Annotated in this window: 15 protein-coding genes and 2 riboswitches; of the genes, 14 read left to right on the top strand and 1 reads right to left on the bottom strand. The window is 37.2% G+C overall.

Annotated features, from left to right (window positions below; all coding sequences use genetic code 11):
- Positions 1 to 2: 2 nt before the first annotated feature.
- Complete coding sequence (locus ACP3VS_RS17845) at positions 3 to 344, bottom strand: P-II family nitrogen regulator (protein ID WP_012291989.1); 342 nt, start codon at positions 342 to 344, stop codon at positions 3 to 5.
- Positions 345 to 656: 312 nt separating this feature from the next.
- On the opposite strand from ACP3VS_RS17845, the gene ACP3VS_RS17840 reads away from it, so the two are divergent.
- From ACP3VS_RS17840 to ACP3VS_RS17775, 14 genes are all read left to right on the top strand, one after another.
- A complete protein-coding gene (locus ACP3VS_RS17840; protein WP_281486871.1) occupies positions 657 to 2,117 on the top strand; it encodes a nicotinate phosphoribosyltransferase in 1,461 nt (486 codons plus the stop codon).
- 18 nt (positions 2,118 to 2,135) lie between these two features.
- Positions 2,136 to 2,960: an ammonia-dependent NAD(+) synthetase gene (gene nadE, locus ACP3VS_RS17835; RefSeq protein WP_031416370.1), complete on the top strand. Its 825-nt coding sequence runs from the start codon at positions 2,136 to 2,138 to the stop codon at positions 2,958 to 2,960.
- 157 nt (positions 2,961 to 3,117) lie between these two features.
- Positions 3,118 to 3,438: a hypothetical protein gene (locus ACP3VS_RS17830; RefSeq protein WP_012291992.1), complete on the top strand. Its 321-nt coding sequence runs from the start codon at positions 3,118 to 3,120 to the stop codon at positions 3,436 to 3,438.
- Positions 3,439 to 3,644: 206 nt separating this feature from the next.
- Positions 3,645 to 4,286 carry a hypothetical protein gene (locus tag ACP3VS_RS17825; protein WP_281486872.1) on the top strand — a complete coding sequence of 214 codons (642 nt, stop codon included), beginning with the start codon at positions 3,645 to 3,647 and terminating at the stop codon, positions 4,284 to 4,286.
- A 59-nt stretch (positions 4,287 to 4,345) separates the two neighbouring features.
- Positions 4,346 to 5,617 carry a right-handed parallel beta-helix repeat-containing protein gene (locus tag ACP3VS_RS17820; protein ID WP_281487123.1) on the top strand — a complete coding sequence of 424 codons (1,272 nt, stop codon included), beginning with the start codon at positions 4,346 to 4,348 and terminating at the stop codon, positions 5,615 to 5,617.
- Entirely contained in the window at positions 5,614 to 6,066 is a 453-nt protein-coding gene (locus ACP3VS_RS17815; protein ID WP_281486873.1) for a nitrous oxide reductase accessory protein NosL, read from the top strand. The genes ACP3VS_RS17820 and ACP3VS_RS17815 overlap by 4 nt, the downstream gene beginning before the upstream one ends.
- Complete coding sequence (locus ACP3VS_RS17810) at positions 6,063 to 6,866, top strand: ABC transporter permease (RefSeq protein WP_232900881.1); 804 nt, start codon at positions 6,063 to 6,065, stop codon at positions 6,864 to 6,866. Before ACP3VS_RS17815 ends, ACP3VS_RS17810 begins: the two co-directional genes overlap by 4 nt.
- The gene (locus tag ACP3VS_RS17805) at positions 6,863 to 7,543 is read left to right on the top strand and encodes an ABC transporter ATP-binding protein (RefSeq protein WP_281486874.1); all 681 of its coding nucleotides are present in this window, start codon (positions 6,863 to 6,865) and stop codon (positions 7,541 to 7,543) included. Before ACP3VS_RS17810 ends, ACP3VS_RS17805 begins: the two co-directional genes overlap by 4 nt.
- Before the next feature lie 192 nt (positions 7,544 to 7,735).
- Positions 7,736 to 8,680, top strand: a complete 945-nt coding sequence (locus ACP3VS_RS17800) for an AAA family ATPase (protein ID WP_012291998.1) — start codon at positions 7,736 to 7,738, stop codon at positions 8,678 to 8,680.
- Entirely contained in the window at positions 8,677 to 9,858 is a 1,182-nt protein-coding gene (locus tag ACP3VS_RS17795; protein ID WP_197148556.1) for a DUF58 domain-containing protein, read from the top strand. Before ACP3VS_RS17800 ends, ACP3VS_RS17795 begins: the two co-directional genes overlap by 4 nt.
- Positions 9,855 to 12,038 carry a DUF4129 domain-containing transglutaminase family protein gene (locus ACP3VS_RS17790; protein WP_036164153.1) on the top strand — a complete coding sequence of 728 codons (2,184 nt, stop codon included), beginning with the start codon at positions 9,855 to 9,857 and terminating at the stop codon, positions 12,036 to 12,038. The genes ACP3VS_RS17795 and ACP3VS_RS17790 overlap by 4 nt, the downstream gene beginning before the upstream one ends.
- Before the next feature lie 32 nt (positions 12,039 to 12,070).
- Positions 12,071 to 12,172, top strand: a riboswitch (purine riboswitch).
- 154 nt (positions 12,173 to 12,326) lie between these two features.
- The gene (gene guaA, locus ACP3VS_RS17785; protein ID WP_031416382.1) at positions 12,327 to 13,880 is read left to right on the top strand and encodes a glutamine-hydrolyzing GMP synthase; all 1,554 of its coding nucleotides are present in this window, start codon (positions 12,327 to 12,329) and stop codon (positions 13,878 to 13,880) included.
- A 174-nt stretch (positions 13,881 to 14,054) separates the two neighbouring features.
- Positions 14,055 to 14,723 carry an MOSC domain-containing protein gene (locus ACP3VS_RS17780; RefSeq protein WP_426389405.1) on the top strand — a complete coding sequence of 223 codons (669 nt, stop codon included), beginning with the start codon at positions 14,055 to 14,057 and terminating at the stop codon, positions 14,721 to 14,723.
- A 227-nt stretch (positions 14,724 to 14,950) separates the two neighbouring features.
- A riboswitch (purine riboswitch) is annotated at positions 14,951 to 15,052 on the top strand.
- A gap of 131 nt (positions 15,053 to 15,183) precedes the next feature.
- Positions 15,184 to 16,485 (top strand): NCS2 family permease, encoded by a 1,302-nt coding sequence (locus ACP3VS_RS17775; RefSeq protein WP_031416433.1) that lies wholly within the window; start codon positions 15,184 to 15,186, stop codon positions 16,483 to 16,485.
- Positions 16,486 to 16,908 lie beyond the last annotated feature (423 nt).

The following is a 16,908-nucleotide window of genomic DNA, read 5'->3' as shown; positions in this document are numbered from 1 at the left end:
CCTTATTCTACTGCAATTGATCCGACTTCTTTTGTTCGGATACGAATCGCTTGTTCTACTGGATAAATGAAGATTTTCCCGTCCCCAACCTTGCCAGTGGCTGCTTCACGCAATAGTATTTCTACAATGCCATCCACTTTACTATCATCTACAATCATTTCTAATTTCAATTTAGGTAAAAATTCGATTTCATACGTATTACCACGAAATAAACCAGTCCGCCCTAATTGACGACCACAACCTGCGATTTCAGAGACACTTAACCCTGCAATTCCTTGTTGTGCAAGACCGTCCCGAACGGCTCCAAAAACCTCAGGACGAATGATTACTTCGATTTTTTTCATCTGTACCAGCTCCTTGCGTAATTTTAATTTACATGATAAATTGCCTTGAACAGGAGTGCAATTACTTTTTGGAAGTTCGTGTTAGTTTTTATTACATGAATTATTTTTGTTCTCGAAATATTCGTGAGAAAAAGGTTTCAGAATGGGAATGAAAGCGGTACTAAAATTTGTGTCTAAAATATGAACAGTTCTAAATTTTCTGACTATTAATGTTAGAAAACCTAACATGGAGGAGTGAGAATGTCATACGCAAGAATTTGGGTATATAGTGTATACTAGGACTAATTATCAAAGCGGAAGAAGGGGTTTCTTGTGAGATCAAACTATGCAGACGATAGCTTAGCGCTACACACAGACTTATATCAAATCAATATGGCCGAATCCTATTGGGCTGATGGGATACATAATAAAAAAGCAATTTTTGAGTTGTATTTTAGAAAATTACCTTTTGGCAATGGCTATGCAGTATTTGCTGGCCTAGAGCGAATGCTGGATTATTTACGCAATTTCCGTTTTAGTGAATCTGATATTACGTATTTACGTGAGGAAGTTGGTTATAAAGAGGACTTTATTGAGTATTTAAAAGATATTCGATTCACAGGTGATATGTATTCGATGGTAGAGGGAGAGCTTGTTTTTGCCAATGAACCAATTGTTCGAATTGAAGCTCCATTAGTGGAGGCTCAGCTTATAGAAACAGCATTATTGAACATCGTTAATTATCAAACATTAATAGCAACGAAGGCTAGCCGTATTAAACAAATTATTAAAAATGAAGTGGCCATGGAATTTGGTACACGACGCGCTCAGGAAATGGATGCAGCTATTTGGGGGACGCGTGCAGCATTCATAGGTGGCTTTGCTTCCACTAGTAATGTACGAGCAGGTAAACTGTTTAACATCCCGGTGTCTGGCACACATGCTCATGCTTTGGTACAGGCGTATAAAAATGATTACGATGCTTTCCATTCTTATGCAAAGCGTCATAGAGATTGTGTTTTTCTTGTAGATACGTACAATACTTTGAAATCTGGTGTTCCAACCGCTATAAAAGTAGCCAAAGAATTAGGTGACAAAATTAATTTTATTGGTATACGTTTAGATAGTGGAGACATTGCGTTTTTATCAAAAGAGGCTCGTCGCATGCTAGATGCGGCTGGTTTCCATGATGCGAAAATTATTGTTTCAAATGATTTGGATGAATACACCATATTAAATTTAAAAGCTCAAGGGGCAAAAGTTGACGTGTGGGGAATTGGTACGAAGCTTATTACAGCTTATGACCAGCCTGCGTTAGGAGCTGTTTACAAAATGGTTGCCATTGAAAATAGTGAAGGTCAATTGGAGGATACCATTAAAATATCAGCGAATGCTGAAAAGGTAACAACGCCAGGTCTCAAAAATGTATATCGTATTATCGATAAAAAGAATGGCAAAGCAGAGGGAGATTACATCGCGATGCAGGATGAAAATCCTCAGGAGGAGGACCGTATTAAAATGTTCCACCCAATTCACACGTTTGTATCTAAATTTGTCACGAATTTCGAAGCGAAAAATTTACATCAGCATGTGATTCATCATGGCGAAATAAACTATACAAACCCAACGCTTGAGGAAATGCGTGACTATGCAGCCGGAAATTTAGAGCTGCTATGGGATGAATATAAACGTGCGATGAATCCTGAAGAGTATCCAGTCGATTTAAGTCAAAAATGCTGGGATAATAAAATGCGCAATATTGAAGAAGTTCATAACATGGTTAAGCAAATGTAAATAGGGAGTGATGGAACGATGACTTTACAGCAACAGATCATTGAAGAATTACGTGTACAACCAACTATTAATGCGCAGGAGGAAATACGTAAATCCATTGATTTCTTAAAGGAATATGCGAAACATTATAGTTTTGTAAAAGGATTTGTTCTTGGTATTTCTGGTGGTCAGGATTCAACGTTAACAGGAAAACTAGCGCAACTAGCTGTTGATGAATTGAATAAAGAAGTTGGTGAAATGAAATATTCATTTTGGGCGATTCGCTTACCGTATGGAGTGCAAGCAGATGAGCAAGATTGTCAGGACGCTATCGACTATATAAAGCCAACGGGGTCTTATACAGTTAATATAAAAGATGCTGTCGATGCGAGTGTGAAGGCCCTAGCAAATGCGGGTGTTGAGCTGAATGATTTTGTCAAAGGGAACGAAAAAGCGCGGGAGCGTATGAAAGTGCAATATTCGATTGCTGCAATGAATGGAGCAGTTGTATTAGGAACGGATCATGCGGCAGAGGCTATTACAGGTTTTTATACTAAGTTTGGTGATGGAGGAGCTGACTTAATGCCAATCTTTCGTTTAAATAAAAGACAAGGGAAGCAGTTATTGGCAGAACTCAATTGTCCAGAGCATCTTTATACGAAGGTACCAACAGCAGACTTGGAGGAAAATCGTCCATCTTTGCCAGATGAAGTGGCTCTTGGTGTGTCCTATGATCAAATTGATGATTATTTAGAGGGAAAGGAAATCCCAGAAGAACCTCGCCAATTACTAGAAGGGTATTATTTGCGTTCACAACATAAACGCCATATGCCTATTACAATATTTGATGTTTTTTGGAAGTAAAATTAGGGAAAAGGGTTATAAAAGTGAATCTCACTTTTGAAAATAGCTCTTTTCTCTCTTTTTTTATGCAATTTGGTTCTATGTTGTTAAATATCATCATATAATTTCGATATAATTACCTATAAGGATTATAAAATGTAAGGGAGGGTAACTTAATATGAGGACTTCTAGAGTAAATGCAACGACAAGTAGTGTTTTTCGTCAGGAAAATCAGTATCTACATGCAGGTGATATTAGCCATAATTTTGGGCAAAATCCACAAAATTTATTTAAAAATAGTTTGCAAAGAAATAAAGAGAAGAAGCGCAGTTCGATCAATACACCAAATCAACAGAAACAGCATCAGCAAACTGCGCCCATCCATATGGATAGTACGAATGATTTGCAAATTCGTCGCGAATTAAATGAAACTGCGTTAAAACTTAGTCGTTTAAGCAGACAAAAGAAGTTACTTAATAGTTACCGTTCTTCCATATAAAGACTAAACTCCCCACAGCTAAACATGTGGGGAGTTTTTGATGCGAGTGAAAAAGAAGCACTAAATTCAAATTATTTGAAATGAAGATGTTCATTGAATGTTCAAGATAATTTTTCCAAATCTTCACCTCGATTTTTTACTAATTTCACAACTAATCTGTATTGTAGAATATGGCAACACAAAATTAAAATTGGAGGAAAAAATTTGTGAAAAAATTATGGTTACCAGCATTATTATTATTATTTTTACTTGCAGCATGTAATGGCGAAAAACCACAGGTAAAGGAGAAGGGATCAGAGCAAGATGCTACCGAAATGGAAACGGAAGTAGTGGATGATTCTGTACAAGTTGCTTCGCTTGTCGATTCACGGTTACAAGAGCCAAAGGAAGATACAGTTTGTGAAATGTGTAATATGAAGGTATACATGAAGGATCATGAGATGGGCGTATTTTCAACGCAAGCGATCAAAGAAGATGGAACTATTGCATTTTATGATGATATTGGCTGTTTGTTAAATGCAGAGGTTGCCAATGAAGAGAAAAATGCCAAATTCGTCCGTGATTTTGTGACGAAGGAGTGGGCGAAGGTCGAAGATGTAACAATTGTGAAAACAGAGCTGAAATCTCCGATGAACTGGGGCTATATTTACTTCGTGAACAAAGCGGAAGCAGATACATACATCCAAGAAAATCCGAATGCTTATGTTGAAGAACTACAAAAAATTAAAGATGACGCATTGGAACGACGTAAGAAAATGATGGAAAAAAAGGCTAAGGAAGAAAGTGGAGATTCTAGTTCTATGCATTCAAATGAAATGAATCATGGGCAAGAGGGACATGGCCATTAAAAGCCTAGACTAGGGGGCTCTCCTCTAGTCTTTTTATGCTGAATAAGGTGGTGAACGTGATGAAACGAATATGTTTGTTCGTATTGTTTTTTCTATGGGCAAGTCAAACAGCGAATGCGGAGTTTGATCTTCAATTGGCTATTGATCAAGCGAAACCAGGAGAAATTGTTCATATTCCTGCCGGTCGTTACCAAGGAAATTTTATAGTAAAGAAACCGATTAAACTCCTAGGTGAAAAAGGGGTTGAACTTTATTCTCAAAATACTGAACCTGCACTAAAAATTGACCATACGGCTAATGTCTCTATCGAAAATATAATGATTTCTGCCAAAAACAAAGGAATTGTTGTTAATGAAACGGAGAATTTAAAACTGAAAGCTATTGAGATAAAGAATATACAAGTGGGTATCCATATTCAACGTTCTAAGCATATTCGAATAGTTGAAAATAAGATTGTTGGTAATCAGTTACATTATGCTGAAAAAGGCAATGGGGTTGCTGTGTTTAAAAGTGAGGACATTGCTATTGAACACAATGCTATTGATCTTGTGCAAGACGGAATATATGTAGAAGAAGCAAAACAAATCGATGTGCGTCAAAACGAAGTGACAAATAGTCGATATGGGACGCATTTTATGTATTCAAGTGATGTCAAGGTGGATTTCAATTCATATTTTCAAAATGTTACAGGTCTTATGGTAATGATGACTACTGACTTAGAAATAGCCAGTAATACAGTTAGAAACCATAATGATTTCAATAGCTATGGTCTTTTAATGTATGACACTCAACAGGCAAAGGTAAGAAAAAATAGCTTTCAAAATAATCGGGTGGGCGTAGCATTGCAAAAATGTTCAGTTATACAAATACAAGAAAATCGGTTTCAGATGAATCAGACTGCCTTAGAAGGAACAAAGGTAGATAAGCACTCTATTATAAAGGATAATCAGTTTACTGGAAATATATTGACAGCAAGATCAGACCAACAAGGTTTGCGATTAGTTCGCAATTTTTATGATGATTATAGAGGGATAGATGTTGCAGGAGATGGTTTTGGAGATGTTCCATATGTAGCTGTTTCGAGCTTTGGTCAATGGATGGTGAGACAACCAGTTTATCAATTTTTTGTGGCATCACCGAGTGTTATGATCCTGACGTCACTTGATCAGCAAGTGAATAAGACAGAACAAAATTTACTTGTAGATAACGAACCGAGATTAATTAGCCATACGAAAGAGAAGGGGCTTTCGATTAACATCCTACAATTCATTATTGGTTTGGTTGTAACTATGGGTGGATTTTGGCTGTGGAAAAGAGGAATGTTAGTATGATAAGGTGGATAACCATTCTAGTTATATGTAGTACAATATTGGGCGGTTGCAGCGGAAAAGTATATAACCCACGTGATATTATCAGTGAAACAGATATTTGTGAAATTTGTAATATGAGTATCGTTCATCAAGAATATGCTGGACAAATTGTATTAACAAATGGAGATTATAAGATTTTTGATGATATTGGATGTTTGATGGATTATCTTACGCTAAATGGTGAGGGTGAAATTGGCGCAGCCTATATTAAAAATAAAGCAAATAATGAATGGATTGATGTTTATAAAGCTACCTATGTATATAATCCAAGCTATTGGACGCCGATGAACTATGGCGTTCTTGCGTTTGCGACAGAGGCTGAGGCACAGGAATGGATGACCAATGAAGGAGAGGGGCAATTATTAGCCTATCAAGATTTGCTGACGTTTAATTGGGGGATTCATAAATGATGTTTGTGAAAATAGAGCTAAAGCAAATTTTAAGAAGCCATTGGATGCAACTAGTAGCTTTTCTTTTTACATTTGTATTTGTAGCCATTATAGTCATTCAACGAATGGCATTACCTGATATGGAGGGCTTTACACGTCAAACAGCATCATTTTTAAATGTGTTATTGTTTCTATTGCCCTTATTCATTATCACCATTGGAAGTATGAGTTTAGCTGGCGATATAGAATCTGGTTGGTTTTCGTTATTAAAAACATATCCCATGAAAATAGCGCAATATATTATAGGGAAGTATGTGGCTATATCACTTGCTTTTTTATTAGTAGTGCTTGTGGCGTTTGGTGTTGTCTTAACATTAGGTGGTCTATTGGATGGCGTACAGTTACCGATTATTTTAGTAATCCTTACGTTATTATGTATCTTTATATTTGTCTCATTGGGTATTGTACTGGGGGCAATGGCTAAAACAAGATTATTTGCACTAGCCCTGTCACTTGTTGTATGGTCCTTTTTTTTACTGCTCATTTCTTATGCTTTAATGGCTCTTGGTGCAGTTGTAGCGGGTCATGTTTTACAAAAACTTACCATTATATCGATACATATTAATCCAGTAGAATGGCTACGCTTTGGTTATTTTATATTCACCCATCAGGCTAGTGTGCTTGGTCCAGCATTTTATGGTGTAACGAAATTTTATTCGTCACCTGAGGGTCATGTGATGTATGTGATAGTGACGCTTCTTTGGATCATTCTACCACTTATACTGGCTACGAAGTTTTTAAAGGAGGACCCAAAGCGATGATTCTATTAGAAGCAAAAAATGTAGCCAATGTCTATGGAAATGGTAGAGGCTTAAAAGAAGCTACCTTTACACTACATTCGGGTAAAATTCTAGCATTGGTTGGGGGCAATGGAGCTGGGAAGAGTACGTTGATCCGTTTACTAACGGGACAAGAAAAGAAAAAGTCTGGAGAAATGATATGGCATAAACCGCAAGTAATTCGTTATATGCCTGATGACGTAAATTTTCCAATCATGCTAACGGGGGCAGAAATTTTTAAACTGCTGGCATCTTTAAAACAAGTAGATCAAGATGAGCAAGAGCGTATATTGAAGCGTGTTTCCTTGTGGGATGTTCGCAATCAACCAGCTAAACAGTTCTCTAAAGGGATGCTTCAACGATTAAATCTTGCGCAAAGTTTACTTGGAAGTGGATCCTTGCTAATCTTGGATGAACCGACAAATGGTCTTGATCCATTTTGGATAGCACAACTGAAACATGTGATGATAGAGGAAAAGAAAAAAGGAAATACGGTCATATTCTCTACTCACTTGCTGTCATTTGCTGAAGAAATAGCAGATGATGTATTAGTTTTACATGATGGGGAAATTATTATTTCTGGTCCGATCACTGAAATTTTTACACAAGAAAATTCTACATCTTTGGAAGAGATATGGTTAAAAAGATTAGAATTGTAACATTCTAATGATTAGTGACGTTGTATAATAAACAAGGCTTGTTTGACTATGTTCAAACGAGCCTTGTTTATTAAGTGTTATCAAAGGGAAGGAGTTTCTGATAATTGTTTTACTAGACATATTTCGATATGCTTATGATAAGTTATCGTGCAATTCACACAATTGTTCGGTGGAATGGAGGTTTTTTAATTTATGAATTCTCAAATACAAAATGTGCTAGAAAATATAGAGAAAGTAATGATTGGAAAGAGAGAGGTGGCTGAGCTGAGCCTTGTTGCTTTATTAGCGAGGGGGCACGTATTGTTAGAGGATGTGCCTGGTGTTGGGAAAACAATGATGGTTCGTTCATTAGCCAAATCCTTTGATGCACAGTTTAAACGAATTCAATTTACTCCAGATTTATTACCTTCCGATGTAGTGGGAATCTCTATTTATAATCCAAAGACTTTGGAGTTTGAATTTCGTCCAGGACCGATAATGGGCGATGTTATTTTAGCTGATGAAATTAATCGTACCTCGCCAAAAACGCAATCAGCTTTACTAGAGGGGATGGAAGAAGCATCTGTTACAATTGATGGTAAAACACTTGCCATTAATCAGCCTTTCTTTGTAATGGCCACGCAAAATCCGATAGAACACGAAGGTACTTATCCATTGCCGGAAGCCCAGCTTGATCGTTTTTTGTTGAAAATAAAGATGGGCTACCCTACTAGAGGGCAAGAAGTAGAAATTTTACGTCGAGCGGAAAATGGCAAAGCAATTGAAAAGATCGACGCTGTATTGTCAGTAGCTCAATTAATTGAATTACAAGAGCTTGTTCAAGGAGTGTACGTTGAAGATTCAGTAAAAAATTACATGGTGGAGCTTGCTACTCAAACTAGAGAAAACAGCTATGTTTATTTAGGAGTAAGTCCCCGGGCTACATTAGCCTTAATGAAGGCTTCGCAAGCTTACGCGTTTATGAAAGGGCGTAGCTATGTCATACCTGATGATGTCCAATACCTTGTACCTTTTGTTTTCAGTCATCGCCTAGTTTTAAAACCAGATGCTCGCTACGATAATGTAACGGCCAATGAAATTATTGAACGGATCATTGCCAAAACGCCAGTACCAACAAAAAGGTTTGCAGAACAATGAGGCAATGGAAAGCTTTTTTGGAGAAAAGTAAACATTTCCTATTAGTGGTTTTCTTAATGGTTGTAACATTTTGTTTTGCAATGTTCCAAGGTGGTTTTGTTAGTTGGTTTGTGTTTTTTACCGTAAGTCCATTTTTAGTGTACGCCTTATTTTTCTTTGTTGTTAGGGAAAGTATCCTAGTAGTAGAGCGCAAAATTGAACCTTCACACATAGAACGTGGTCAGTCAGGGAAGGTAACGATTTCGGTCGAGAGAAAAACACGTTTCCCTTTTGCTTATATGATGATGGAGGAACTTGTAGATAGTGAGGGATTAGTACAGGCCAAGCTACAAAGTTCAGCTGCTATCAAATTTGTGGGCTTTAGAAAAAAATTTAACTGGCATTATGAACTAGTAAATATGCCTCGTGGTGAACACCGTTATTTGGGTGTTACGATAGCTTTCTATGATTTTTTTGGCTGGGCCAAAAAAATGGTTGTGGCTGAGAAAGAACAAACTATTTTAGTTTATCCAAGGCTCAGAGAAATGAAATATTCGGCACTGCAAACAAAATATGATGTTGGGCCAATGATGTCCCCTTATTCCATAGTTAAGGATACTACTATGTCTGTTGGATTACGAGAATATGTTCCAGGGGATCGTTTTTCTTGGATTCATTGGAAATCTTTCGCAAAAACCCAAACCTTACAATCGAAGGAATTTGAGGATAGACAATCCTCTGAGTTAATGTTAGTGCTTGATGCCAAGAAATCAACGTTATTTGAGGATAAGATTGAACTAGTTGCATCTATGCTCAATATGATCGTGCAGGAACTTGGTGATATTTCCTTTATTGCTGCTGGAGAAATGACGAAGGTGTTTCCGGTTATACAAGGTGAAAAGCAGTTAGATCAGGTTATGTATCATTTGGCAGCTATCAAACCTACTGAGAATGTAAAATTTCGATTTTATGACCAGCAAGCCTTTAAGCAAGTTGCGACATTGCTTTATGTAACTAATGAAGTATCAGATGAATTCCTACATACTCTTGCGAATATAGTGAAAAGTTGTATTTGTTTTGTCGTGACAAAACAGCCACCTGTGCAATCTGAGGTTACGTTACGTTATAAACATATTCAAATGGTCTATGTAGATCCAACAGATTTTTATCATGTTTTCACGGGGGTGATGAAGCCGTGAAACAGTCGTTAGGAGAATTTTTAGAGTTGGCAGTCGCCTATATTATCGTTTTCTTTATATTGCGTGAATGGCTAATGCCCATTATGCAATTAACTAATACAGGAGGGTTTCATCTCTTCCTAGTCTTTATTGGCTTGTCTCTAGCTTTAAGTTTATTCCGAGTGCATCCTGTATTATCAGGAATTGTAAAGTTAGGTTATATTATTTGGTGTATTGTCTTTATTTATAGCGAAAGCCCAGTGCTCTCTGGAAAGACCATATCCTTCTTATTAGCAGAATGGAAAGGCAATATGGCCGCCATTATTTCAGGTGATTTTGGACTAGTATCCGATGCTTTTAGAACAGTGCTATTTCTAGTATTAATATGGATGCTTGTTTATTTAATTCACCATTGGGTCTCCGTGCGGAAAAATATATTTTACTTTTTTGTCATGACAGTATTCTTTATTGCTACGTTAGATACGTTTAGTGAATACAATGGTAAAACAGCTATTGTTAAAGTGGTTATACTAGGATTAATGATGACAGGAGTCCTATTTGTCAAACGTTTATGGCTTCAAGCGGGTGCAACGAGCAATGCGTTTGGAAAATGGAAAATTGTTATTCCGATGCTTGTTTCCGTAATACTTTTTGGTAGTATCGCCTTCTTTTTACCAAAGACAGGGCCGACATGGGCAGACCCTGTGCCATTTATCCAAGGTGTTACTGGGCAAGATGGGAATGGAGCAGGCATGAAATCAGTCGGCTATGGTCAAGACGATAGTCAATTAGGTGGACCTTTCCAAGGAGATAATACATTAATTTTTACTGCTTCTTCTCGTGATCGTCATTATTGGCGTGTTGAAACGAAGGATACTTATACCTCAAAGGGATGGATTTTGTCAGAGGGGAACTTTGGGAAAAATGTATATGAGTCAAATGCGCCGATTATGACCTCATTACAAGTGGGATTACCTGAAAACGAGCGTCAAATTCAATTGGACATTGCGGCCTCGATGCCATTTTTAATCCAAACATATGGTTTATTATCTGTTTCGGCACAAGATTCCACATTATTTATTCAGGATGAGCAGACGGAACGGATGACTATAGAGCAGCAGAATGATACATCTAAATCGTTATCAAACTATACATTATCATATAGTGAGCCAGTCTATAGTATGGAACAGTTGCAATTATCTCTGCCAGCCACACTTGAAACGTTAGATTTATCTTTTGATCGCTTTATGCAGTTGCCAGTGGAATTGCCACAACGGGTAAGAGATTTGGCGTTGGCGATAACACAGGATGAAACTACGGTTTACGATCAAATTAAGGCAGTGGAAGGTTATTTTCGGACAAACGGGTTTAGGTATGATAAAACCCAAGCGGCTATTCCGGCAGAAAATCAAGATTATGTCGATCAGTTTTTATTTGATACAAAAGTAGGGTATTGTGATAATTTCTCAACGTCAATGGTAGTGCTTTTGCGTTCAATAGGCATACCGGCTCGCTGGGTCAAAGGTTTTGCGCCTGGTACGGCAGGGCCAATGACAGATGGTCTGCGAGAGTATCGAATTACCAATGACAACGCACACTCATGGGTAGAGGCATATATACCTGGGACAGGTTGGATGGAGTTTGAACCTACAATAGGCTTTAGTGGCAATGCTAACATTGATTATGATATACCATTAGATACATCAGAACAGGAAGAAATTCTACAGCCAGAGCAAAAACCTGAACAGCCACAACAGCAGGAACAAGTGTCCAATAAAGAGCAAAGTAAATCAACGTTTAGTCTGGATATGCTCTGGGCATGGATGAAGAAGTTCGCTTATGTTTGGGGAATTGGTTTAATATTATTACTGATTAGTGGGATTGCATTATACTTGCAGCGCAAAACATGGCTGCCTAAAATGCATGTGCGAGCATATCGTAAAAAGACTGCCGACTGGTCTACATTTGATTCCTCTTATCATATTCTTCTGAAGCAATTATCACGTATTGGACTGCGTATGAGAGATGGAGAAACGTTGCACATGTTTGCCGAACGTGTGGATGCATCCTTAGAAACAGATGAAATGCAAAAGCTAACGGCTGTTTATGAGCAACATGTTTATGGGAAGGATAAACAAGAAGTGGATTTCATGAAGCTGAAAGAAAGTTGGGAATATTTAATCAATCGCACTATCGGTTGATTTTAACTTAGACAAAGAGTAAAATGAAAAAAATTAAATGCAAGGATTGCTTTCATATAAGTTCGATAATAAGGTTCGGATGTTTCTACGAAATCACCACAAATGATTTCTCTATGAAGGCGGATGTATTCGCTAGGTGAGAGGTATAGTAAATCACTTTACTTTGCTACGCATTCGCCTTTATAAATCATCATGAGCTTTTTGAACGCGTAGAAAGATTTTACTTTCTTCGCGTTTTTCTTTGAACAAATGAATGATCCTTTAATAATAGTAGAAGAGGTGGAAATTTTGACAGCTAGCCCTTTATTAAAAGAGCAAGAAAAAATCGTTGTACTTGACTTCGGTAGCCAATTTAACCAATTAATTACTCGTCGTATCCGTGAGTTTGGTGTATTCAGTGAATTACATCCACATACAGTAACTGCTGAAGAAATTAAAGAAATGAACGCAGCTGGTATTATTTTTTCAGGTGGTCCAAACTCTGTTTATGATGAAAATGCTTTCCATGTGGATCCAGCCATTTTTGAATTAGGCCTACCAATCCTAGGTATTTGCTATGGTATGCAATTAATGGCGCATACAAATGGTGGTAAAGTAGAAGGCGCTGAAACTCGTGAATATGGTAAAGCTGAAATCAAAGTAACTGCTTCCAATAAATTATTTGGTGAGTTACCAACTGAGCAAATCGTGTGGATGAGCCATGGTGACCATGTAACAGAAGTTCCTGCTGGATTTGAAGTGATCGCAACGAGCGCATCATGTCCGATTGCAGCAATGGCAAACGTAGAACGTAAACTATACGCTGTTCAATTCCACCCAGAGGTACGTCACTCTGTTTATGGTAATGATTTATTACGTCAATTCGTATTCGATGTTTGTGAAGCAAAAGGTGATTGGTCAATGGCCAACTTCATCGAACTTGAAATCGCAAAAATTCGTGAAATTGTAGGCGATAAAAAAGTATTATGTGCGCTTTCAGGTGGTGTTGACTCTTCAGTTGTAGCTGTTCTTATCCACAAAGCGATCGGTGACCAATTAACTTGTATGTTCGTAGACCACAACTTAAACCGTAAAGGTGAAGTTGAGCAAGTAATGAAAACATTTACTGAAGATTTCGATATGAATCTTATTAAAATTGATGCTCGCAAACGTTTCATGGACAAGCTTGCGGGTGTATCAGATCCAGAGAAAAAACGTAAAATTATCGGTAATGAATTTATTTACGTATTTGATGAAGAAGCATCAAAGCTTGAAGGTATGGATTTCTTAGCTCAAGGTACTCTTTATACAGATATTATTGAATCAGGTACTTCAACTGCACAAACAATCAAATCTCACCATAATGTTGGTGGACTTCCAGAAGATATGCAATTCCAATTAATCGAACCACTAAAAACTTTATTCAAAGATGAAGTACGAGCATTAGGCTTAGAGCTTGGTCTGGATGAAAAAATCGTTTGGCGTCAACCATTCCCAGGTCCTGGATTAGGTATCCGTGTACTTGGTGAAGTAACAGAAGAAAAATTAGAAATCGTTCGCGAATCTGACTTCATCTTACGTGAGGAGATCGCCAATGCTGGCCTTGATCGTGACATTTGGCAATACTTCACGGTATTACCTGATATCCGTTCAGTTGGTGTAATGGGCGATGCACGTACGTATGATTACGCAATCGGTATCCGTGCGGTAACATCTATCGACGGTATGACATCTGACTGGGCACGTATCCCATGGGATGTACTAGAAAAAATCTCTGTCCGTCTAGTAAACGAAGTAAAACACGTTAACCGTGTAGTGTATGATATTACATCTAAGCCACCAGCAACGATTGAGTGGGAATAGTAGCAAACGCCCTAAAAGCCCTGAGAGGTTTTTAGGGCTTTTTTGATTTCACTATGTCTGAATTTATGCTAAATAAAGTATCTCAACATGGAAAAATTGCTGGTAAAGTGTTGTGTGTAGTAAACTAAATGAATGCAAAAGAAATGATACTATTCGGATTAGGGGGGGATTCAAATGGAAAAAAATAAACCAATAATTCATACATTAGCAGTTGGGATGCCAAAAGAATTGATTGATAGTAAAGGGCGTTCAATGATTACAGGTATTGAAAAGCAAAAAAATCAAGAAGTTTATTTGTCAGCTCATGGCTTCGACGGAGATGATGTTGCTGATAAAAAACATCATGGTGGTCCTGATCGTGCAGTTTGTTTATATCCTGCGGAACATTACATACAATGGGAACAAGAACTTGGTAAACCACTACCAACTGCTGCTTTCGGTGAAAATCTAACGGTTACAAATATGCTAGAAGCGGATACTTGTATTGGTGATATTTATAAAATAGGAGATGCTGTCATTCAAATTACACAAGGGCGTGTTCCCTGTAGCACGATCGACAAATATACTGAATCAAACACATTGCTGAAACGTATGATTGAAACTGGTTATACTGGCTTCCTTGGGCGTGTACTAGAAGAGGGGACAATCTGTGCGAGCTCGAATATTGAATTAGTAGAAAAGCATCCTGCCCAAGTTTCGGTTTTGTATTGCAACGAAGTATATTTTAAAAACAAAGATGCGGATGCGATGAAACATATCGGAGCAGTAGATGCATTGGCGGAAGATTGGAAACAGAAGTTAGAAAAAAGAATTCAGGTTTTGCAAAGTAAAGTGATGAATTAAAGATTGTCTGCAATTGAGTCCTTCCATAAAATCCTTTAGAATTCGAGTGAGTTCTAAGGGGTTTTTTATTGTTTGCGTTCGGAGAATTGTTCAGTACTTAGGCTTTTTAGTAGCAGTTTATTAAAATATGAACATTAAATAAGAAATTTACACGAACTTTCGTATTTTATTTTATAAAATTGTTCGGAAATAGGGTTGAAATCTAAAAAGTGAAATGATATATTACGAATGTAAATTAAATAAGTCGTCGTATAATGTCGGGGATAGGGCCCGTGAGTTTCTACCAAGTTACCGTAAATAACTTGACTACGATTGAGGTTTATATGCGAATGTATAAACCCTAATTTATTTCACACATTAATGTGGATGAAATATATCGTAGACATGCGACTAGTAGATTAGTCAGCGTGTCTTTTTTGTTTTCGATATTGAGGACGACCATACGGAGGATTTTTTTATAATGAAAAAATATTTCATGTTTGATGAATTAGGAACTAATTACCGCCGCGAAATAATAGGCGGTATTACAACCTTTCTTGCGATGGCATATATTCTAGCTGTTAACCCAGGTATTCTAGAAAATGCAGGGATGGATAAAGGTGCTGTTTTTGTAGCAACAGCATTAGCTGCAGCAGTTGGTTCTTTAATAATGGGTATTTTCGCTAAATTCCCAATTTCACTAGCTCCTGGTATGGGATTAAATGCATTCTTCGCCTTTACTGTAGTTGGAGCTTATGGTATTCCGTGGCAAACTGGTCTAACTGGCGTCTTCTTCTCTGGGATTATCTTTATCATCCTATCTCTAACAGGTATTCGCGAAACAGTTATTAACGCTATACCAGTACAGCTTAAATATGCTGTTTCGGCAGGTATAGGATTGTTTATTACTTTCGTAGGTTTACAAGGTGCAGGAATTGTTGTAGATAGTCCAGCTACATTAGTAACTTTAGGAACTTTCACTGGCTCTACATTACTAGCGGTATTCGGCATCGTTCTATCTGTTATTCTGATTATTAAATTACGCAGTGTCGGTATTTTCTTAGGGATGGTTATTACTGCAATTATTGGTATGGTGACAGGTATTATTGAACCTCCAACAGCAATTGTTTCTGCTATTCCAAGTGTGGATTCTACATTCATGGTGGCACTAGAACCACTTGGAGATATTAAATCATTATTTAACGTGAAGTTTTTAGTAGTTGTATTAACATTCTTGTTTGTAGATTTCTTTGATACAGCAGGTACTTTAATGGCTGTGGCAACACAGGCTGGCTTAGTCAAAGATAATAAATTACCACGTGCAGGTCGCGCATTAATGGCAGATGCACTTGCAACAACAATTGGTTCTTTATTTGGTACATCTACGACTACTGCCTATGTAGAATCAACTTCGGGGGTAGCAGCTGGGGCTCGCTCTGGGTTCTCGGCGGTAGTAACAGCAGTACTTTTCTTAGTAGCTTTATTTTTCTCTCCGTTATTAGCAGTAGTAACGCCAGCAGTAACAGCACCTGCGCTAGTAATTGTAGGGGTATTAATGGTTTCGTCATTACGTTTAATTGATTGGGATAAATTTGAGATTGCCGTACCTGCATTCTTTACGGTATTAATGATGCCTCTTGGTTATTCTATAGCTACGGGTATTGCAATTGGCTTCGTGTTCTACCCAATCACAATGTTGTTAGCGGGACGGAGAAAAGAAATTCATCCTATGATGTATGGTTTATTCTTTGTCTTCCTAGCATATTTCATCTGGGTACGATAAATTAAATATACTTTGAAAAAAACTCCATTGTTAAGTAAGGATTCTAACAATGGAGTTTTTTATGATTGAATAAAAAATTTTATTGTTACTCTATTCATCTTTTTTATTATTCATAGAGCATTACTTTATATAAAGTTGCTTTCACCTTTATTATAGAAGAAACTCACTTTTAAATAATAAGAATAGTTTTACTTTAATGAAACGCTTGCAAACTTTATTTTATGATGATATATTTAAACACGTTGTTACGAAACAAACGAACAACTTTTAAAATATTAACATAGACAGTTGACAATATGTTAACAATATGTTAAATTATAAAAAGTTACTTGAGAGTAACTAGCAAATGAACCTTGAAAACTGAACAAGCAAAACGTAATCAATAAAGTTTTAAGTAGCTAGCCTAGCTAGTGAACGAAACAA

Source organism: Lysinibacillus sp. VIII_CA, assembly GCF_049943995.1.
Lineage (GTDB): Bacteria > Bacillota > Bacilli > Bacillales_A > Planococcaceae > Lysinibacillus > Lysinibacillus pinottii.
This window is presented reverse-complemented; position numbering and strand designations above follow the sequence as displayed.